A 20,406-nucleotide genomic window follows, 5' to 3' on the forward strand; every position below is an offset into this window, starting at 1 on the left:
TTTGCGGCCTTACCGTTAACTGCATGACGAAACTTATCGTATGTACCGTATTGCTTTATATAGTGTGCTGTGGTTGCTCCTGATAATGATCAGTGCCTGTAATATAAAAACAGACCTTTACCAGCATTACTGGACCATGGATGTGAACAGTTACATGAATTACAGAAAGCATGTGGTCAGCCGCGACCCGTTTACCACCCTGCCCAGCAAAATGATTGACAAGGTGCGTGATTTTCGCTATGGAGACCTGCTGTTTTCGGGCGATTCCCGCGATACGCTGCTCTCTGCCAACGGTTGGGGCAAAAGCATTTCTTTTTTGTTTGATGATGAAGCCCGTACCGGTAAGGCAGGTGTGGAGATTGTAGAAACAAACCTCGCTGCCAGTCTGCGTAATGCAGAAATAGTGAAACGGTTGACGGCTTTACTGGGAACTAACGTTGATCGATACACGGACGGAAAAGACAGTGTGTATATCTGGACCGGTAAACCTGCAAACGGGCAGACAGTTGTGCTCTCTCAAAATCATGGTGGTAGCCTGTCCTCCGGTTATATTACCACCCGCCTGTTTATGATCAAACAATCAGTAGTGGTCCCGGCTACTAACACCACCGCATTGGACAAGATGATCAACACCCTGAAAGGAAACAAGTATGCGGTCAACGGTGCGCAATAAACACCGGTACCTGGTGTGCACGCAGTGTATCTTCCACAAAACTGCGCCGGAACACCCTTGATAACAATGAGCGGCCATAGGCGCCGCATATCACCATCGGGTGGGGGATCTCACTCAGCCATGTGTTGAAGTATTTTTCGGGGATGGTATCAATCGCCCCGGTATCCAGATTGGGAAAATGATGTTGTACCAGTTCCATAATATCTCCGGTATCTGGTCGCCGGGTATCATCCGTATGGCTGTACAATAAAGTTGTTTTTAGTTCGCATAGCTGAGGAAACAACCAGGCAAAACTTTTGATCGCGTATACAGAAGAGGCGCTGCCATCATAGGTGAGGATGAGGCTTTCGGGGAAAGTGGCATCTTCCGGGACAGCAATCAGCGGGCATGCCGACTGGTGCAGGGCGCTGCCCAGAAATCCGCCGGGGCCATAGAGCAGGTCCGCATAAAATTTCTCGCTGCTTAATAATAGCAGGTCTGAGAAAAGTGATTCTTTCCGTAACAGCTTTAGTGCATATTCGTTCAGGTCGTGGTGTACGAGGTGGTTGATATTATACTGCCGGCAGTATTCCCTGAATGTCTGTATGCTTTGCTGGATGGAGACCGCAGCATAGTTTTCTGTCAGCGGTATATACAAAGAGGTATAGCTGACATTGGTACCAAAGTCCAGCTCCGGTAAAAATACACCGCAGAGCGTAATGGGCTCCAGTTCCTGTATTTTCCGGGCAAACCGGAAGGCGCCTTCCGGGAAGTGGCCGTCATCCACAGCCAACAGTATCTTTTTCATCTGGCATCGTTTATAAGACACTGAAAAATAACCTGTAACAAAGGTCGGATGCCCATTGGCCGAAGGCAATGACGGATATCATTGAGGCGGCTGATCCCTGTCATTAATCAGGAAATGCCGCTTCCCTAATTTGTGCCGGATTACTATAAACAACGGACGATGAAGGACAAGTTGGAGGAACTGCGGGCACAGCAAGAATCGCGTAAATACCTGCTAAAGGTCCTGGAAGATGAGAATATATGTTTTAAGCTGAAGCTGGCCCGGATTTTATCAACAGACTTTGACCGGAGGGAGCTGGGGCGGCTGGAATATTTTCAGAGCCGGTTCCTGAAGATGGACGAACAGATAGCCCTGCTGCGCCACGAAATCAGTGAGCAGCAGGGCGTGCTGGCATCAGTTCAAACTATGACGGGGCTGAAAGACGCTACCGTATCGGAACTGATGATGGAGAGAAGGTTTACAATGGTGCAACAACATTTTGATATGCTGGATGCTGACTTCCGTCATTATCTGCGGCAGTCTTTCCCGTTGGTCTAAGCCAGTATACCGGCCAGTTTTTTTTCATTCAGGATCACCACGGCTCCTTCTTTTATCTCGATCAGTTGTTCATCGCGGAAATCGCTCAGTGTACGGATCAGTGACTCGGTGGCGGTACCGGCTATGTTGGCCAGGTTCTCCCGGCTGATGTTGATCACCAGCGGCGTGTCCTTGGGTGGATTGTATTTTTTAAGCAGATTCAATAAAGCTTCCGCTACCTTTTTGCGCAGGGAATTGTATGCCAGTCCCAATAGTTGCTGTTCTTTGTCGCTGATGTTTTTAGCCAGCATTTTGATGAGCTGCGAGGCCACTTCGTGGTTGTTGTTCAACAACTCTTCAAAGTCGGTGGCAGGGATAACGGCAATCTCACTATCTTCCATGGCCACGGCTGTTTCTTTATACAGTGAGCCTTCCAGCAGGGCGTTATAACCGAGGAAATCACCTTCTGCATAAATGTCCAGCACCAGTTCTTTGCCCTGGTCGTTGGTCTTGCAGGTTTTTACCTTGCCTTTCTGTACAAAGAAGAGGCGGGTAGGGTGGTTGCCTTCTGTATAGATCACTTGTTTTTTACGGTACTTGTCGATGTTACGTCCTTCGGCCAGCGCTTCCAGCGAGGCTTTGCCGGTAGCTTCAAACATCAGACGGTTCATGCCCTGCAGGTTGGGCGGGAATTCTTTTTTGCGGATGGCGGCTTTGCGCAACCGGTTTTCCACGGTTTCCCATAACTCCGTGCCACTGAAAGGTTTGGTCAGATAGTCGTCAGCGCCCATGCCCATGCCTTTGCGGAAATCGGCCCGCTCTGTTTTGGCCGTGAGGAAAATGAACGGGGTGTCCTTAACGGCTTCATGCTGTTGCATCAGATGCAGCACGCCAAAGCCGTCCAGCACGGGCATCATGATATCACAGATAACGAGGTCGGGCTTGTGCTCCAGCAATTTTTCAAAGCCGGTCATTCCATTCTCTGCGGTCAATACATGATAACCGGCAATAGCCAGGATGTCTGCCGTGTTTTCTCTTAATTCTTCATTGTCTTCTATCAACAGGATCGTCTTCATATGCTTACGGAATATTTATGGGATCAGCAGGGAAAGTAATGGTGAATACGGTGCCTTTGCCCAGCTCGCTGGCACAGGAGATGGCGCCGTTCATCAGTTCACTGTATTTCTGTACAATATGCAGTCCAAGACCGGTGCCCTGGATGTTGCTTACGTTGGCGCCCCGGTAAAAACGTTCGTAGAGATGTTGCTGGTCTTCCTGCGACATACCGATGCCGTAATCTTTGATCATAACGGTAAACAGGTTGTCTTCCATGCGGGTGTACATCTCGATGGTGCTGTCGGCAGCGGAGAATTTAATGGCGTTGCCGAGCAGGTTCATGGCGATATGCCGGAGCAGCGAGGTGTCCAGCCAGCAAACTTCTTCGCCGGTATGCTCATATTGGATGGTCTGTTTTTCCCGGATGATGCCCTGCATTTCCTGTATGATGGTCTGGAAATAATCTTTGATCTGGAACATGGAATACCGCGCCTGTAGCTTGCCCTCTTCGATTTTTCCGACAGACAGGAAATCGTTGAGCGTGTCTGTCAGAAAGCTGACAGCGTTCACGATGCGCTGAATATGTTTGTTGCGTACCGGCTGTTCGCTTTCTGCGGCATAGTGTTTTACCAGGAAAGCGGAGGACAGGATGGTGCTCAGCGGCGTACGGAACTCGTGAGAAGCCATAGACACAAAGCGTGATTTGAGGTCGCCCAGTTCCTTTTCCTTGCTGAGTGCGATAGTCAGCTCTTCTTTAGAGGCTTCGAGTTCTGCCAGTGCTTTTACCAGCTGCTGGGTACGTTCTTCCACCATGCTTTCCAGCTCGTTATTGAGTCTTTCGATGCGTTCTTCCGCTTTTTTTCTTTCAGTGATATTGCTGACATAAGCAATCACAAAATGTCCTTCTTCGTTGGAATAGTGGCTCAGGCTGATTTCCACCGGGAACTCGGAGCCATCGCGGCGAACGGCGAAGAGGTCCAGCCCGATGCCCATCGGCCTGCTTTGCGGTGCGGCATTGTATCTTTCGCGGTGACCGATGTGCTTCTGGTGCAGGCGTCGCGGGATCAGTTTTTCTACTTTCTGCCCCGTCAGCTCTTCCCGCCGGTAATCGAACTGGGTGAGCGCGAAGTCATTGATCAGCGTAATATCACCATCCTGGTTGGCTACCACAATACCGATACTGGCATAGTTGAATAACGCGCCAAACCGCTGTAATTCTTTGCTGAGCTGAAGTTTATAACGACGGTCAGATTGGCTGTCGGTGATCCGGAAGAAACAGTATTGTTCATTTTTGTGTTTGAGCACCATTTCTTCATAAAGACCGGTATAGGTTTCCCCTTGTACATTTTTCCATTGTCTTTCCTGCAACAGCGGCTCATCCGGGGAGAAAGCGGCGCCCTGTACTGCTTTACCGGTGCCCAGTTTATTTTGTTCCAGTAACAGTTCCAGCGAAGGGAAATCGTCGGTGCCCAACATCCGGATACCGGTTTCGTTGATGTATTTCAACCGTCCCGAAGCCATTTCCCTGACGGCCACCAGCCCGGGGGTACGCTCCATCACGGCGGCGAAAATACTGAGCTGTAAGTCGATATCCAGATCGCTGACATGTAAATTCATGATCGATGAGTCTTAGTATAAAAAACACAATTGGCGGAAAGTTAAGGATTTATGCGGTTGCAGCAAAGGATATGACTATTGTCAGTCTTTGTCCTGACTGATCTCATTGGGGAAAATACGGTGTCATCGTAGTATTGTATCAGCGTTTTAAAGCTATGGGTTATGCAGATCTATATTAGTGAAGAAGCGATCATTGCCGACGTTCAGGAACGGTTCCGCCGCCTGTATCCGAGGTTGAAGCTGGAGTTTTTCCACAAGTCAGCATTGCCGGGAGAATGTTGTGATGAGAAAGATAAGTTTGCTGCTAACACACCGATAGAGAAAATCAGGATATTACACAGCTTCGGTTGGCTGGACATCAGCCATTACCGCACCGCGTTGGCGGTAGAACATGATCTGAGGTGCCTTTTCGGCCTGCACGGACATATTTTTCATAAAGCCGGGGACATTTGGTTACAAACCACCACCACCGGACATCTTACGCTGGAGGAATTAAACGCCGGGGATGCTGAAAAAGCTACTGCTTTCCAATTGCCGGAAGAACCGGAAAAAGAATAATCTCCCTGACCATGGAAAAAATATTATTTGTAACAGATGTCGTATGCATGAGCAAAAGTTGTCTTGACTTCGCCTGCTATCTGGCCAACCTTACCCATTCCCGGTTGACCGGCGTGTTCCTGGAGAACCAGGAAATGGAGTTGCGCTCTTTGGAAGACATCCGTGAAAAAGGTGTGATAGAATCCGTTCCCGGCGCGCCTATCGCACAACAGAAAGAACTGTACCGGGACGAGAACATCAAACGTTTTATCAGTCAATGTAAGCTCAATGAGGTGGACTGTACTGTTCATCAACATGCAGGCATGCCGTTGAAAGCCGTGTTGAAAGAAAGCAGGTATGCCGACCTGCTGGTGGTAGATGCCGCAACCTCCTTTTCCTGGCGGCCGGAAACCACACCTACTTCATTTGTCAGAGATGTACTGGAAGAGGCGGAATGCCCGGTTATCATTGCACCACCGAAGTTTGAAGGGATAAACGAAATTATTTTCACCTATAACGGTGGCAACGCCTGTATGCATGCCATGCGGCAGTTTACTTACCTGCTCCCGCAACTGTCCTGCCACAAAGCCACCGTGCTAAGTGTTACGTCCAAAGATCACCCGGTGAAAGGTGACATGGAAAAGCTGGAAGAATGGTTACATACCCATTATCCTGGCGGTTCCCTGATTGTACTGGAAGATGATTACGTACAGGCGCGGCTGTTAGAGTATCTTTTTGAAAAAGAAAAAGTAATGATCGTGATGGGCGCGTTTGGCAGAAATGTGGTGTCCAACCTTTTAATGCCCAATCCCATGGAACCGGTATTGAAGCTGATCAGCCAGCCGGTCTTTATCACCCATCACTGACAGGAATTAATGTATAGCCATTGCCGTTATTGTTTGCTGCCCTTCGGGCAGGATATACAGGAAGACGCTTACCAGCAGGAGAAAACCGATATTGACGCCGGTGGCGATCTGATAGGCGTGCAGGTAGACGGACAGCGAAGGGGCATCGCCCAACAGGCTGAAGAAGATACCGCCGGTGACGCCAATGCCCAACGCTACGGCTGTTTGCTGGAAAGTGGAAAACGTGCCGGATGCTGCACCGGCAAAATGTACGGGAATGCTTTTCAGCGCCATAGTCAATAAGGAGGGCAATACGGAACCGCAGCCGGTGCCGTAAAAGAAAAGGGTGGCCAGTAACACAGTTTTCGGCATGGCCGCAGCACGGAAAAACACCAGGTGCATCAGCAGCGATAGGATCATGATAAGGACACCGCCTTGCAATACCCTTTTACCATACCGTTTCACCAACGGAATAGATAACAGTGACGCCACTACGTAGCCCACGCCCTGAAACACAAAGAGGATGCCCGTTTCAGAGGAACTATATCCCAGTCCTGTCTGCATGAATATGGCATTGATCAGGAAATAGGAATCCTGCACCATAAAATAAAACAATACGGCGCAAAGCCCGATGTTGAAATCTTTATAGGAGAACAACCGGATATTGATCAGCGGGTTCTGCTGCGCTGCCAGCTTGCGCTGCTGGTCGTAGCCGAAAAGCAGCAGTACGGCTACCGCCCCGGCGAGGGACAATATGCTCCATAACGGCCAGCCCAACTCACGGCCACGGATCAACGGATATATTAAGGCGAACAGTGCGATGGTGAGCAATGCCACGCCGCTGATATCAAAACGGCCTTCCCGGTGTTGCGCCGTATCGTTGAGATAACGGCCGGCCAGTGCCGCCGCTGCCAGTCCCAGTGGCAGGTTGATCAGGAACAATAACCGCCAGCCTTCCACGATCCAATGTACATCGGGTAACAATCCGCCCAGGAACTGGCCTATCACGGAGGCGGAACCGGCAATACTGCCGTAAATGCCCAGTGCTTTGATCCTTTCTTTATGTTCGGGAAACAAGACGTGTATATAACTGATGCCTTGTGGTATCATAAAAGCAGCGCTGGTGCCCTGGATGAACCGGGCTGCATTCAGTTGCCATGCTGTTTGCGCCAGGCCGCACAACAAGGAGCTGAACGTAAACAACAACATGGACACAATGAATACCCTTTTCCTGCCATAGTGATCGCCCAGCCGCCCGCCGGTGATCAGGAAAGCGGCATATCCCAGCAGGTAAAGCGCAATGATCAGCTGCATATCCGATTCACTGCCCTGTACTCCCTGACGGATGGAGGGCAGGGCCACGTTCACAATAAAAATATCAATGACAGCCAGAAATACAGATGTAGATACGATCAGGAGCGATAACCATTTCAATTGTAGTCTCTTCATAATGTCCAATTTGTTAACTTTATCGCTGCCAAAGTTGCGGCGGACAGTGAATTGTAACAAGTAGTTTAAAGAATAATACCTGGTATGAAAAAAAATACTATTGATGATAGTCAGTTAGATACACAGTTGGAGAAAGATGTATGGGAGGGAGAAAATAACTGTGCCATGACAAAAGCCATGAAGGTGATCGGTGGAAAATGGAAGCTGCTGCTGCTCAATGCCATCCGCAAAGGATGTCCCCTGCGCTTCGGTGAGCTGCGGAAGAAAATGAAGGATATCACCCATGCCACGCTGACGATGCAATTGCGCGAACTGGAACGCGACGGCATCATCGAAAGGAAGATATATGCCGAAACGCCGCCGCGTGTGGAATATAAACTCACGCCCATCGGCATAAAGCTGGTGCCTACCATCCAGGCATTGTGCGACTGGGGCGATGAATATCATGCTTTGCAGGACCCAAAAAGTTGTTAGATGACTGCCTTTGAACAGTATAAGCCTACCCTTTTTGCTGTCGCTTACAAGATGACAAAAAACGCCATGGATGCGGAAGATATCCTGCATGATGTATTCCTGGCGTATTCCCGGCAGGACGCAGCAGTCATCGTGCATCCGGAAAACTACCTCGTCAAAGCAGTGATGCATCGGTGTCTCTCGCTGCTGGAAGCCCGTAAGAAGACCGTGTATCCGGGCATCGATCTGCCTTCTCCGCTATTCCAGGAACGTTTTTCGTATATCCATGACCGGGATATCTCCTTTGCATTGCTGATTTTGTTGCAGACACTGAATCCGTTGGAGCGGGCCGTGTTTATTTTGAGGGAGACACTGAGTTATTCCTATGAAGAGATAGCCGCAGTCCTTACACTGGAGCAGGACCACTGCCGGCAGCTGTTTCACCGCGCCAAAGAGAGGATTGCAGCAGGTAAGATGCGCTACTCTCCTGCGGACGAACAGCGCACCGCTTTGTTCCAGGCGTTTCTGGAAGCATGTAGTGGCGGGGATACCGCCAGACTGATGACTTACCTGAAGGACGATATCACCATCTACTCAGACGGCGGCGGAAAAGCCACAGCTGCGCAGGTGCCGCTGGTGGGCCGCGCAACAGCTGCAGCTTTCCTGCTGGGGATATACGCGAAACAAGGCTCAAAACTTACTTTCGCAGTAACTGCCATCAATGGCGGGCCTGGCGTGATCTGCTATGATGCCAATGGTGCCGTGGATACTGTTATGCTGGTGTCTATGGACGAAGAAGGGGTCCATGCCGTTTATTTTGTACGCAACCCCGATAAACTCCGCTAACCGCCAAATGACTGCCGGATAAACTGCTTATTCGCCGGTGGCATAGGGCGCCACCGGAAACCATTGGTAAAGCCGCTGATGATCAGCACTGCTGCCAGCACTCCGGTAACGGCAATAGCCCTGGACCAGCGCAGCGAACCGGTTTTGATATAGTGTATGGCCGCTACATGCAGTGAAATTGCCGATACAGCCAGAAAGTAATATGGAACGAAAAAGAAAGTGGCCGGGTAAATGTTCAGCCCCGCTGCCGCGAAATAGAAATTCGTATCCAGCCCCAGTGAACGGCCATATAGTACAGCGCCTACATGAAACAACAAAAAGAAGGAGAGATATAACCCGGAATAAACCTGTATTTTCTCTGCCAGGCTGCTCCGTTTCCTTGTAAAAATCAACAGGAAACCAGTCATTACCTGAAACGCCACCGCCGCCAGCAGCATGGTTTCCACTACAGGATGCCGGTATACGCTACGAAAGGCCTGCATCACCATGATATGAGCGTTTCCCCCCACGAGAGAAACCAACTGGTTAAAGAGGTGAAACCCAATGAATACGGCCAGCGTGACGCCGGACCAGTAATGTCCTGCTTTGGTGTAAGCTGAAATTGTGCTTTTAGTCATAAAAAAAATCCATTTCATCAGGGACAGACATGATGGACTTTTTGTGACAAAACCAGGTAAAATATTTTTTGTTATCATCCCCCGAAGGGGAAAATAACAAATAGGGTTATGGGCGGAACAACCGTTGTTTGGCTGCTTTAAATGCTTCAATATCTTTCCAGCTACCGGTATTAAGAATATCCTTTTTGCCGCAGGCCCCACGCCGCGCCACAGATACGCCCAGTTTTACGAAATCAAAATGGGAAAGCGTACGGGCATCACTGTTAATGACCAGTTTCACGCCTTTGGAGATGGCTTTGTGCACCAGCTCATCATTCAGGTCCAGCCGGTTGGGACGGGAATTGATTTCCAGCGCGGTGCCGGTCCGGGCGGCCGCATCAAACACCGCATCCCAGTTCACCGGATATGGCGGCCGCGTACTGATCATCCTGCCACTGGGATGTCCGATGCAGTGAACATGTGGATGCTCGCAGGCCTTGATCAGCCTGTCGGTATTGTCCCTGGTGAAATCGGTATGAATGGAGGCTGTCACCCAGTCTGACTGTTCCAGGAGATCATTGGCTAATTCTGGTTCCCCGTTTTCCAGGATGTCTGTTTCCAGGCCTTTTTTTACATAGTCGAATCCCATCAGGCCATTAATACGGTCTATTTCTGCTGCCTGTCTGTATACATCTACAGGGGGCAATACATGGTTAGGCCGATTACCGGAAACATGATCAGTGATCACGATGTATTGGTAATGCGGAAAAGTATGCGACAGGTACCTGGCAATGGCTGCGATGCTTTCGGTACCATCGCTCCAGTCGGTATGGACCTGCATATCGCCTTTCAGCTGGTTGAAGGTGATCAGCGAGGGTATCTGATAAAATGATGCATAGGTCTGTTCATCATAATCTTCCCGTAGTTCAGGTTCCAGGTAATCGATACCCAGTTGCCGGAAGATATCTGTTTCCTGTTCACCGGCCACATATTCCCCGGTTTGACTGGCGGTCAGCCCCAGTGGCCCGAAGCGGAAACCTTTATCACCGGCCAGTTTTTCCAGGTATTGATTGTACGGCACGGAGCCGGTATAGTACAATAAACTGGCGCCGTAATGTTTATGGGTGGCCAGCCGGATGTCCGCCTGTAAATGGTTACGCAGGATTACGCAGAAGTGATGTGGCCCGGTGGCGACAATACTTTCCGTTTGCGGCATCCGGGAAATTTTGTACAGCAATTTCCTTCTGTCGGCTTCGGTAGATTGTATCAGAATATCGATGTCTCCGACGGTGTCTTTGCATCGTCGCAGGCTGCCGGCGAGCGCTACTTTTTCCACTTCCGGAAACAGGGAGAGGATGCGCAGTAATTCCTGTCCGGCAAAACGAGCGTCCCATAGTGGTACACGGGTATCGTCTGTTTTATACAATTTGAAGGCACGCTTGATATTTTTGATTTGCACCGCTGTGATGCCCGGCACTGTTTCCAACAGCCCGTTGCTGGCAGCCGCCACCAGTTCCCGGATACTGTTAATGTTCAGCTTTTCCTGTATCGCCTGCACTTCCTGTGCAGTAATATCTTTCACATGGCCCAAAGGCGCCAGCGAAGCCGGAATAGACGGACTGTTTTTACCTCGACGTTTCATATGGCCCGCTTTTTTGATACTGCTAATGTAGGATGATTCGCAGGCCTGGGACATGATGGATGTTAACCCTGGTCCTGATTATCGTCAGGATAACATACAACTGATTGCCGTCAGTATTTGTTATGAGTTCGGATCATCTTAATAACATACCACATGAAACAGGCCGGAAAATGGATGGCAGGCATATTGGTGTTGGTCATACTAGGGTGGGTGCTGTGGAAATCCTTTCGCCGCCCGAAGGAAGAACGCCCGTTGACAAAAGAAATAACCGCCGTTCCCAACAAGCGGGAGACAGGCGGAGCTGTATTGGATACGGCAGCCTATCAACAAAAAATGCTTCGCTTGCTGCATGACTCTGCTGCTACAGCCTGGCCTTATCAGCGTGATTATCCGCTTCCTGGGGCTTTGTTGCCCTTTCATCGGGTAGTAGCTTACTATGGAAACTTTTATACGCCCCGGCTGGGCGTGCTGGGCACGGTGCCTGTAGATTCCATGCTGGCACAACTGGCAGCTGCAGCTGCCATGTGGCAGGCGGCGGATACGTCCACACCAGTGCTGCAGGCTTTTCATTACATCGCTGTTACTGCGCAGCGTAATCCCGGCAAGGATGGTAAATACCGGATGCGTATGCCAGAATCCGCGATCAACAAAGCGTTGGAGCTGGCAACCCGCGCACATGCGCTCGTTTTCCTGGATATACAGCCGGGGCACAGCAAGTTGCAGGAGGAGCTGCCGCTGCTGGAAAAATACCTGGTCCGGCCGGAGGTGCACCTGGGCATTGACCCGGAATATTCCATGAAGCATGGTCAGCCTCCCTGTACCGTTATCGGTACAATGGACGCGGAAGATATTAACTACGCCAGCTCCTGGCTGGCCGACCTGGTGAAACAACACCGGCTGCCACCCAAAATACTGGTGGTGCACCGCTTTACGCGGGGCATGGTGACCAACTACAAAAATATCCGCCTGCATCCGGAAGTACAACTGGTGATGGACATGGATGGCTTTGGCAGCGTGACTAAGAAGAAAAATACTTACCGGACCTGGATCGCTCACCAGCCGGTGCAGTTCACCGGGTTTAAATTGTTTTATCAGGTAGATATCGCTACCGGCGGCCACCTGATGGGGCCTGATGAAGTGCTGGCTCTGTTCCCCCGTCCGGTTTACATTCAATACCAATAACCATGAAACGGCTCATTGTCTTTTGGTGCTGTTGCCTGTCGCTGACAACCACCGCCCAGCAGTTGCCCGTATTGTGTTACCACAATATCACCACTGCGGGGCAGCATAAGAACGATTTGTTGCATATTGACCGCAACCAGTTTGAAAGGCAACTCAAAACACTTGCCGACAGCGGTTACCATACCATCCTGCCAGATGAACTGGTGGCGCTGATGCAGCAGCATAAACCATTTCCACCACATGCCTGTATCATCACCTTCGATGATTCCCATGATGTGCATTATTCGGTAGCGGCGCCATTATTACAGCAGTACCATTTTAAAGGCGTGTTTTTTGTGATGACGGTTACGTTGAACAAACCGCGTTATCTGTCGGCTGCCAATGTGAAAGCGTTGGCCGATGAAGGACATGTGGTGGCCAGTCATACCTGGGACCATCCTTTTCCGGACGGATACAAGGACTGGAACAAGGAGCTGGTGGAGCCAAGGCGGCAGCTGGAGAAAATCACAGGCCGGCCGGTATGGTATTTCGCTTATCCTTTCGGCGCGTACAACGACAGTATTATCATGCATGTGAAGCAGGCCGGTTATAAAGCGGCTTTTCAGCTCAACCGCCCGCCATCAGCAGGGAAGGAGCTGTATACCCTTCGGCGCCTGATGGTTGACGGCCGTTGGTCCGGTGCACAGCTGCTGCGAGAAATGGCCTTGTATGGAACACAATAAATGTTTTGTATGACGAACAACATCCCTTCCACCATGCGAGCCATGGTCATGGAAAAGAAAGGACAGCCGCTCATGCTGCAAACGGTGCCGGTGCCTGCGCCCGCAACAGGACAGGTATTGATGAAAGTGATCGCCTGCGGAGTATGCAGAACAGACCTGCATATCATCGACGGTGAATTGCCGGCGCCGGCTTTGCCGTTGATACCGGGACACGAGATCGTTGGCGAAGTGGTCGCTGTGGGAGATGGGGTCACCACATTATCACCAGGAGAAAAGGTGGGCGTGCCGTGGCTGGCCTATACCTGCGGGCATTGCAAATATTGTTCGATGGACCAGGAGAACCTGTGTGAGCATGCGCTTTTTACCGGATATAGCGTCAATGGCGGTTATGCTGACTACGTACTGGCGCTCGCAGCTTATTGTTTACATATACCGGAAAACTACGTTCATCCCGGCGGGGCGCCGCTGATGTGCGCTGGCCTGATTGGGTATCGTTCCTGGCGGATGTTGCCGGAGCATGCGCAGCATATCGGGCTGTATGGTTTTGGTGCGGCGGCGCATATCCTGGTGCAGATAGCACAGTACCATTACAAATCCATTTATGCCTTCATCCGTCCGGATGATACATCAGGAGAGAGTTTCGCGCTGAAGATGGGCGCGGCCTGGGCCGGCAGTTCGCTGGATGCACCGCCGGCATTGCTGGATGCTGCCATCATTTTTGCACCGGATGGTTCGCTGGTACCACAGGCGCTTTCGCAGGTAGACAAGGGTGGTGTGGTGGTATGCGGCGGTATTCACATGAGTGACATCCCCGGATTTCCTTATCGCCTGTTGTGGGAAGAGCGTTCGATTCGTTCCGTGGCCAATCTCACACGTAAAGATGGTGAATTGCTGATGAAGGTCATCCAGCAGGTGCCGGTGGCCACTATTGTACAAACCTATCCGCTGGAGCAGGCCAACGAGGCATTGCAGGCGTTGCGGCGGGGAGAGATAAAAGGTGCTGCTGTGCTGGTGATGTAACGGTGTTTACGTCAGCAGGGTGGTAGGAGGGGTGTTGTTTTCTGTAGGTGGCTCATCCTGCATGTTATGATTATCACCCGGTAGTTGTTTTTTTATTTTTTCTTTGAGATGATGTACCCGCTGTTGTAGTTCGTTAAACTCCTTTTCCACGGATGTTTTGAAGGATTCCCATTTTTCATCAGCTACTTTTGTTTCTTCCTTTACTTTTTGCCGCAGTTTAGCTTCATGTTTTTTGATGGCAGCCTTTTCTTTTTTATAGTCCGCCACGGCGTCTTTTTTCAGGCGGGCGGCATCGTTTTCCATTTTTTCCTGCTCCCTGTCCAGTGAGTCGAGGCTGGCCCTGGTGTTTTCCTTGAGGTGCCGTATCGCTGTGGCGGCCTTACTTTCCTGTTGCCGCGCTTGTAAGGAGGCAGGGACAAATATCAACGGAAACACGAGTAATAACTGTAGTACGCGCATGAGGTTATTGTTTGCGGGTGATGCAATATCGTTGCACCATAATAACAGGTATAGGTCCGCGAATGTTATAAAGGTTGAGACAGTTTATTGACCGGTTTTCTCCACATGCTGGAAATAGCTATTGAGATATTCACTGGGAGATTTACCGGTAACGGATTTAAACACCCGGTTGAAATTGGTGATGCTGTTGAACCCACTGGTGTAGGCTACGGTAGCAATATTATCATAATTCCCGTCCGTCAGTTTTTTGCAGGCTTCATTGATACGTACTTCATTCAGGAAAGAGACGAAAGTATGCAGGGTATGTTTTTTAAAGAAGCGGCAGAAAGCGTGCGGTGTCATGTGTACCTGACTGGCAGCGTCTTCCAGCGTGATAGGGTGTTCGTAGTTGTGCATGATGTAGTTGTAGATGTTCCCGATACGGATACCATCATGATCGCTGACAGTCACCTTTTTATTGACCGCTGCCAATGGGCTAATATCCGGGTATCCGGAGAGCAGCCGGAGTAGTTCCACAAAATGCATCAGTTGTTCAGGGCCACTGCTGTTGGCGATACGGAGCATTTGCGCCGAGATGTCGGGCGTTTGCAGTGAAGGTACCTTAAACCCGCACTGTTGTTGCAGTACAAAGTTCTTCAACGGTTTCATTTCCGGGAGGTTGAACAGCGCCGACAGGTTGCCGTCAGGATTAAAGAAGATGACCAGCGCCATGATCTTCTTACGGCTCCTGGGGGCAAAGTAGGAAGGATCGCTTTTATAGATATGTGGCTGATTGGCTCCCAGCCAGAAGATATCATTAGGCCGGAAAGCATGCATGTTATTGTCAGCCACGAGCGTGCCTTCCCCCTGTTGTACCCATGTAAGCTGTACTTCCTGGTGCCGGTGCAGATGCGGGTAAAAGTAAGGCAACACATCTCTCTGCACAATGATAGTTTTATCTAGCGGTACAGGTACGGTAAACTGTAAGACTTTCATAATTACTGCCGGTTGTTCTTGGATGGGTCAATATTACGAATATTAACCGTATTGTAACCTTAGGTAGGTTGAACTGGTTAAAAAACGGTAAGGTATCCCTGTTTTTTTCAAAACTGGTTAATATCGGGTTATAATTGATTACAATCGGGAAAGCCAACTGAGGGTGTCATGAATACTTTTGGGAAAAAAAAGAATATCATGTCTATCGAATGGAAAGGCGTATTTCCCGCCATCACTACCAAATTCACTGCAGCCGACGAACTGGACCTGCCTTTGTTTGACAAAAACCTCCAGGCCCAGCTGGCAGCTGGTATTGATGGTATCATCCTGGGCGGATCGCTCGGTGAGGCCAGCACACTGACCACCGCAGAAAAAGAAACCCTGACGAAGTTCACCGTAGAGAAAGTAGCCGGTAAAATCCCCGTGGTAGTCAACATCGCTGAAGGCGCAACCCGCGACGCGATACAACAGGCCGCGCTGGTAAAGAAATGGGGTGCTTCCGGTATTATGTTGCTGCCGCCCATGCGTTATAAAAGCGATGAACGTGAAACAGCCACCTGGTTCAAAACGATTGCCGCCTCCACTGACCTGCCGGTAATGGTATATAACAATCCTGTTGATTATAAGATAGAAGTCACCCTGGATATCTTCGACCAGTTACAGGAACTGCCTAATATCCAGGCTGTTAAAGAATCCACCCGCGACGTGTCGAACGTTACCCGTATGATCAACCGTTTTGGTGACCGTTTTAAAATATTATGCGGCCTTGATACGTTGGCACTCGAAGAAATGGTGCTGGGCGCTCATGGCTGGGTAGGCGGACTGGTAGATGCTTTCCCTGCGGAGACAGTCGCCATACACCGGTTGATTAAAGCCGGCCGCGTTCAGGAAGCCGTGGAAATTTACCGTTGGTTCCTGCCTTTGCTGGAGCTGGACCTGTATCCTAAGTTGGTACAATTTATTAAATTGGCAGAAGCCGAAGTGGGACTGGGAAGCGAATATGTGCGTGCACCGCGCCTGATACTCGAAGGAGCAGAAAGAGAAAGAGTGCTGCAGGTAATTCGCACTGCCGTAGCCCAACGCCCGGTTTTGCCTGATTACCTCTCTTTATAATTTCCATGTATGCAGATAGATCAGATTATGCAGCAGGCTGCCACAGCCTACGAGCAATACAAAAATATTCCACCGTTACAACGTGCGGCTTTCCTCGAAACGATCGGGGCGGAGATCACGGCGCGGCGTGAGGCGCTGGTGAAAACGGCAGGCGAGGAGACCAACCTGCCCATGGCCAGGCTGAACGGAGAAATTGTACGTACCACTACGCAGCTTCAGAAGTTTGCCGATCTCATAAAAGAAGGCAGCTGGGTAGAAGCGGTGATAGATACTACGCCCAACATCCGCCGGATGTTGCTACCGGTAGGGCCGGTAGTGGTTTTCGGCGCCAGCAATTTTCCTTTTGCCTTCTCTACTGCCGGTGGTGATACCGCCAGTGCGCTGGCTGCCGGCGCTACGGTGGTGGTAAAAGGCCACCCTGCACATCCGCGCACTTCCCAACTGATGTTTGAAGCCATACAGGCAGCTATTATACAAAGCGGTATGCCCGCGTATACCGTGCAGCATGTCACCGGCGATTATCATACCGGCAAAGCGCTGGTCGTTCATCCCTATACCTCAGGCGTTGGCTTTACCGGCTCTCTACAGGGCGGTAAAGCTCTCAGCGCCTATGCAGCGGAAAGGGAAACGCCCATCCCTGTTTTTGCAGAGATGAGCAGCGTAAACCCGGTGGTGTTCCTGCCACAGGCGTTGGAAACACGTAGCGCTGAACTGGCCGAAATGTTTGCTACTTCGATCACGCTCGGGGCAGGACAGTTCTGCACCAATCCGGGCCTGCTGATAGGCCTGGAAAGCCCTGCCTTTACAGCGTTTCAGCAGCAACTGGGCACTGCGCTGGAAAAAACAGCGCCGCAGAAAATGTTGCACCCGGGTATTCACAGCGCTTTCCTCGAAGGACGCAGCCGTGTGCTGGCCAGTCAGGAGGTGACGCTGTCACCCGCACCGGTACTGGATTTTGATGCCAGCGCCGTACGCCCTTCGCTGGCCATCACTTCCGGCGCGGCCATACTGGCCAACCCTGCACTGAAAGAGGAAGTGTTTGGTCCACATGCCCTGGTGGTTGCATGCAAAGACAAAACCGAGCTGCTGGCTTTGCTCAGAAGCCTTAAAGGACAACTGACCACCAGCGTGATGGCCACCGAAGAAGATCTCTCCCAATGGAAGGAAGTAGTCGACGTACAAGTCACCCTCGCCGGCCGTATCATCCTGAATGGAGCCCCTACGGGGGTGGAAGTATGTGCAGCCATGGTACATGGCGGCCCATATCCTGCCACCACCGACGCACGTTTCACGTCTGTAGGTACCGCCGCTATCCGGCGCTGGGTAAGGCCTGTATGCTTCCAGCAGTTCCCGGACACACTGTTGCCCGATGAGCTGAAAACGGCTAATCCGCGTGGTATATGGCGACTGGTCGATAATCAGTTTACCCGTTAACGTTAGGCTTCCACCATTTTATTAACCAACAAATACATCCACCGTGAAGCATACATTTTTCTGCATCGATGCACATACCTGCGGTAATCCGGTAAGACTGGTGGCCGGCGGCGGCCCCGTCCTGAAAGGCAGCAATATGAGCGAAAAAAGGGACCATTTTCTCCGGGAATATGATTGGATAAGGAAAGGCCTGATGTTTGAACCCCGCGGGCATGACATGATGAGCGGCAGTATCCTTTATCCGCCACATGATCCGGCCAACGATGTGGCGGTGCTCTTTATCGAAACCAGCGGCTGCCTGCCTATGTGCGGCCACGGTACTATCGGTACCATCACCATCGCCATTGAAGAAGGACTGATCAACCCGCAGACACGCGGCAGGGTGAGAATGGAAACACCCGCAGGACTGGTCGAAGTAAAATACCAACAGCAGGGCAACAAGGTGAAAAGCGTTAAGCTCACCAACGTACCGTCTTACCTGGCTGCTACCGGCATCGTGGTGGACTGCCCCGATCTGGGACCACTCACCGTAGATGTGGCTTATGGCGGCAACTTCTATGCTATTGTAGATGTACAGGAACGTTTCCCCGGACTGGAACATTTCACGGCCTCCCAGCTCATCGGATGGGCCAGGGAATTACGCAGACGGATAAACGAAAATCGCAGCTTCGTACACCCAGACAATCCGAATATCAATGGCTGCTCCCATGTATTGTGGACCGGCGCAGTATTGGACTCCACTTCTACCGCACGTAATGCTGTGTTCTACGGGGACAAGGCGATCGACCGCTCTCCCTGTGGTACCGGCACTTCCGCCCGTATGGCGCAATGGTACGCTAAAGGCAAACTGAAAAGCGGCGATGCCTTTGTGCATGAAAGCATTATCGGCTCCCGCTTCACCGGCAGGATAGAGGAAGAAACAAACGTCGGCAACATGCCGGCCATCCGCCCCAGCATCGAAGGATGGGCAAGGGTATATGGATACAACACTATTTCTATCGATCCGGAAGACGATCCTTATGCTTACGGATTACAGGTAATCTGATACAGACTATGAAAGTAATCATCATCGGCGGTGGTATCATCGGACTGGCCAGTGCCTACTACCTACAACAGGCGGGTTACAGCGTGACCGTGGCAGACAGATCGGACATGTCGCAGGGCTGCTCTTACGGCAATGCCGGCTATATCTGTCCCAGCCACTTTGTGCCGCTTGCCACACCAGGCATTGTGCGGCAGGGGCTCAAATGGATGCTGAACGCTTCCAGCCCTTTTTACATACAGCCATCGCTTAACCGGGACCTGGTCAACTGGGGCCTGAAGTTTATGAAAAGCGCCACGCGGCAGCATGTGGAGCGTTCGGCGGCTCCGCTGCGTGACATCGCGCTGCTCAGCAAACAGCTGTATGAATCATGGACCACGGTGCCTGGCCTCGATTTCGCCTATGCGCCCATTGGTATGATGGAACTGTTCCAGACGGAACAGAACGCCCATCACGCACATGAAACGGTGAAAGAGGCCGCAGCACTGGGTATTGAAGCCCGCGTGCTGAATAAGGCAGAACTTTTGCAAATGGAGCCGGACATGAAACTGGAGGCATTGGGCGCAGTGTATTTCCCCGGTGACTCCCAGTTGAATCCTAATCTGCTGATGCGTAATCTGCAGTTGTACCTGGAGAAACAGGGCGTGCAATTTATTCATCATCAGGAAGTGACCGGGTTTGCAGCCACAGGCAACCGGATCACCGGCGTGCGTACCGCCACCGCTACACTGGGGGCTGATCACGTGGTGCTGGCCGCCGGTGTGTGGAGCGCTGCCCTCGCCCGGGAAATCGGGCTCAGTATCCCCATGGTGGGCGGCAGAGGCTATTCTGTAACTTTTGAAAACACGCCATTCAAAGTGCATCATTCCATCATCCTCAGCGAAGCAAGGGTGGCTATCTCTCCTCTTGATGGCCATAAAATCCGCTTTGGAGGGACCATGGAGATCACCCCGTTGCATACACCTCCGCGGATGCGGCGCGTGCAGGGTATCTTCGATTCGGTGAAAAGGTATTTCCCTGACTTTGATATGGCCGTTCCTCCGGCAGACCAGGTATGGTATGGCTACAGGCCTTGCAGTGCCGATGGTCTGCCGTATATCGGAAACTTATCCCGATACCCTAATATAACAATCGCCACAGGTCACTCCATGCTGGGAATCAGTCTGGGTGCGGCTACCGGAAAACTGGTGGCTGAACTCGTTGGCGGGCAACCAACATCGATGGACCTGCAACCTTTCCACCCTGAAAGGTTTAAGCGGTGAAAGCCCGCATAAAATGAAACAACAGGAAAAAGAGCCTTTAAACTACCCCGTTTAAAGGCTTTTTCCTTTATGCAGCTTCCGGCAAATTCTCTTCTCATAAGGAATCCTCATCAAAATAACCTGAACAACAAATTAGCCCAGGGCTTCAGCCCTGGGAACCTGGGAACGAATATGATTGAA

At 51.0% G+C, this 20,406-nt stretch carries 21 protein-coding genes; 13 read left to right on the forward strand and 8 right to left on the reverse strand.

Annotation, left to right across the window (positions count from 1 at the left end; genetic code table 11):
• The first annotated feature begins 40 nt into the window (after nt 1-40).
• Entirely contained in the window at nt 41-673 is a 633-nt protein-coding gene (locus HHL17_RS14930) for a hypothetical protein (protein WP_169225490.1), read from the forward strand.
• On the opposite strand, the gene HHL17_RS14935 is transcribed toward HHL17_RS14930, so the two are convergent.
• Nucleotides 657-1,460, reverse strand: coding sequence for a hypothetical protein (locus HHL17_RS14935; protein WP_169225491.1), 804 nt, complete (start codon nt 1,458-1,460; stop codon nt 657-659). The two genes, HHL17_RS14930 and HHL17_RS14935, sit on opposite strands and share 17 nt — an antisense overlap.
• A gap of 159 nt (nt 1,461-1,619) precedes the next feature.
• On the opposite strand from HHL17_RS14935, the gene HHL17_RS14940 reads away from it, so the two are divergent.
• Entirely contained in the window at nt 1,620-1,997 is a 378-nt protein-coding gene (locus tag HHL17_RS14940) for a hypothetical protein (RefSeq protein ID WP_169225492.1), read from the forward strand.
• Here HHL17_RS14940 and HHL17_RS14945 read toward each other — a convergent pair.
• Nucleotides 1,994-3,052 carry a response regulator gene (locus tag HHL17_RS14945; protein WP_169225493.1) on the reverse strand — a complete coding sequence of 353 codons (1,059 nt, stop codon included), beginning with the start codon at nt 3,050-3,052 and terminating at the stop codon, nt 1,994-1,996. The genes HHL17_RS14940 and HHL17_RS14945 overlap by 4 nt on opposite strands.
• A gap of 4 nt (nt 3,053-3,056) precedes the next feature.
• Nucleotides 3,057-4,649, reverse strand: coding sequence for a sensor histidine kinase (locus HHL17_RS14950; RefSeq protein ID WP_240975301.1), 1,593 nt, complete (start codon nt 4,647-4,649; stop codon nt 3,057-3,059).
• 162 nt (nt 4,650-4,811) lie between these two features.
• On the opposite strand from HHL17_RS14950, the gene HHL17_RS14955 reads away from it, so the two are divergent.
• Together HHL17_RS14955 and HHL17_RS14960 are read left to right on the forward strand one after the other, a co-directional pair.
• Nucleotides 4,812-5,207, forward strand: a complete 396-nt coding sequence (locus HHL17_RS14955) for a hypothetical protein (protein ID WP_169225494.1) — start codon at nt 4,812-4,814, stop codon at nt 5,205-5,207.
• An 11-nt stretch (nt 5,208-5,218) separates the two neighbouring features.
• Nucleotides 5,219-6,052: a hypothetical protein gene (locus HHL17_RS14960; protein ID WP_169225495.1), complete on the forward strand. Its 834-nt coding sequence runs from the start codon at nt 5,219-5,221 to the stop codon at nt 6,050-6,052.
• A gap of 6 nt (nt 6,053-6,058) precedes the next feature.
• Here the strand turns inward: HHL17_RS14960 and HHL17_RS14965 are convergent, their stop codons facing one another.
• Nucleotides 6,059-7,480, reverse strand: a complete 1,422-nt coding sequence (locus HHL17_RS14965; protein WP_169225496.1) for an MFS transporter — start codon at nt 7,478-7,480, stop codon at nt 6,059-6,061.
• Between the two features lie 84 nt (nt 7,481-7,564).
• Here HHL17_RS14965 and HHL17_RS14970 point away from each other — a divergent pair, with 84 nt between their 5' ends.
• Together HHL17_RS14970 and HHL17_RS14975 are read left to right on the forward strand one after the other, a co-directional pair.
• A complete protein-coding gene (locus HHL17_RS14970) occupies nt 7,565-7,954 on the forward strand; it encodes a winged helix-turn-helix transcriptional regulator (RefSeq protein WP_240975303.1) in 390 nt (129 codons plus the stop codon).
• Nucleotides 7,955-8,779: a sigma-70 family RNA polymerase sigma factor gene (locus HHL17_RS14975; RefSeq protein ID WP_169225497.1), complete on the forward strand. Its 825-nt coding sequence runs from the start codon at nt 7,955-7,957 to the stop codon at nt 8,777-8,779.
• Here HHL17_RS14975 and HHL17_RS14980 read toward each other — a convergent pair.
• Nucleotides 8,776-9,396 (reverse strand): hypothetical protein, encoded by a 621-nt coding sequence (locus HHL17_RS14980; protein WP_169225498.1) that lies wholly within the window; start codon nt 9,394-9,396, stop codon nt 8,776-8,778. The genes HHL17_RS14975 and HHL17_RS14980 overlap by 4 nt on opposite strands.
• A gap of 106 nt (nt 9,397-9,502) precedes the next feature.
• Nucleotides 9,503-11,017 (reverse strand): DNA polymerase III, encoded by a 1,515-nt coding sequence (locus HHL17_RS14985; RefSeq protein ID WP_169225499.1) that lies wholly within the window; start codon nt 11,015-11,017, stop codon nt 9,503-9,505.
• 153 nt (nt 11,018-11,170) lie between these two features.
• On the opposite strand from HHL17_RS14985, the gene HHL17_RS14990 reads away from it, so the two are divergent.
• From HHL17_RS14990 to HHL17_RS15000, 3 genes are read left to right on the forward strand one after another with little or no spacing between them, the layout of a single operon-like run.
• Nucleotides 11,171-12,199 (forward strand): hypothetical protein, encoded by a 1,029-nt coding sequence (locus HHL17_RS14990; protein WP_169225500.1) that lies wholly within the window; start codon nt 11,171-11,173, stop codon nt 12,197-12,199.
• 2 nt (nt 12,200-12,201) lie between these two features.
• Nucleotides 12,202-12,921 carry a polysaccharide deacetylase family protein gene (locus HHL17_RS14995; RefSeq protein WP_169225501.1) on the forward strand — a complete coding sequence of 240 codons (720 nt, stop codon included), beginning with the start codon at nt 12,202-12,204 and terminating at the stop codon, nt 12,919-12,921.
• Between the two features lie 9 nt (nt 12,922-12,930).
• Nucleotides 12,931-13,941: a zinc-dependent alcohol dehydrogenase family protein gene (locus tag HHL17_RS15000; protein WP_169225502.1), complete on the forward strand. Its 1,011-nt coding sequence runs from the start codon at nt 12,931-12,933 to the stop codon at nt 13,939-13,941.
• A gap of 6 nt (nt 13,942-13,947) precedes the next feature.
• Here HHL17_RS15000 and HHL17_RS15005 read toward each other — a convergent pair whose 3' ends face one another.
• Both HHL17_RS15005 and HHL17_RS15010 read right to left on the reverse strand, forming a co-directional pair.
• Nucleotides 13,948-14,400, reverse strand: a complete 453-nt coding sequence (locus HHL17_RS15005; protein WP_169225503.1) for a hypothetical protein — start codon at nt 14,398-14,400, stop codon at nt 13,948-13,950.
• Nucleotides 14,401-14,484: 84 nt separating this feature from the next.
• Nucleotides 14,485-15,375, reverse strand: a complete 891-nt coding sequence (locus HHL17_RS15010; protein ID WP_169225504.1) for an AraC family transcriptional regulator — start codon at nt 15,373-15,375, stop codon at nt 14,485-14,487.
• 198 nt (nt 15,376-15,573) lie between these two features.
• Here HHL17_RS15010 and HHL17_RS15015 point away from each other — a divergent pair, with 198 nt between their 5' ends.
• Genes HHL17_RS15015 through HHL17_RS15030 form a run of 4 tightly spaced genes read left to right on the forward strand, consistent with a single transcriptional unit; the run spans nt 15,574 to nt 20,226 of the window.
• A complete protein-coding gene (locus HHL17_RS15015; RefSeq protein WP_169225505.1) occupies nt 15,574-16,488 on the forward strand; it encodes a dihydrodipicolinate synthase family protein in 915 nt (304 codons plus the stop codon).
• 9 nt (nt 16,489-16,497) lie between these two features.
• A complete protein-coding gene (locus HHL17_RS15020) occupies nt 16,498-17,922 on the forward strand; it encodes an aldehyde dehydrogenase (NADP(+)) (RefSeq protein ID WP_169225506.1) in 1,425 nt (474 codons plus the stop codon).
• 43 nt (nt 17,923-17,965) lie between these two features.
• On the forward strand, nt 17,966-18,967 hold the full coding sequence (locus HHL17_RS15025) for a 4-hydroxyproline epimerase (RefSeq protein ID WP_169225507.1): 1,002 nt from the start codon (nt 17,966-17,968) through the stop codon (nt 18,965-18,967).
• Nucleotides 18,968-18,975: 8 nt separating this feature from the next.
• On the forward strand, nt 18,976-20,226 hold the full coding sequence (locus HHL17_RS15030) for an NAD(P)/FAD-dependent oxidoreductase (protein WP_169225508.1): 1,251 nt from the start codon (nt 18,976-18,978) through the stop codon (nt 20,224-20,226).
• Nucleotides 20,227-20,406 lie beyond the last annotated feature (180 nt).

It is taken from the genome of Chitinophaga fulva (assembly GCF_012927205.1).
In the GTDB taxonomy this organism is placed as follows: Bacteria; Bacteroidota; Bacteroidia; order Chitinophagales; family Chitinophagaceae; genus Chitinophaga; species Chitinophaga fulva.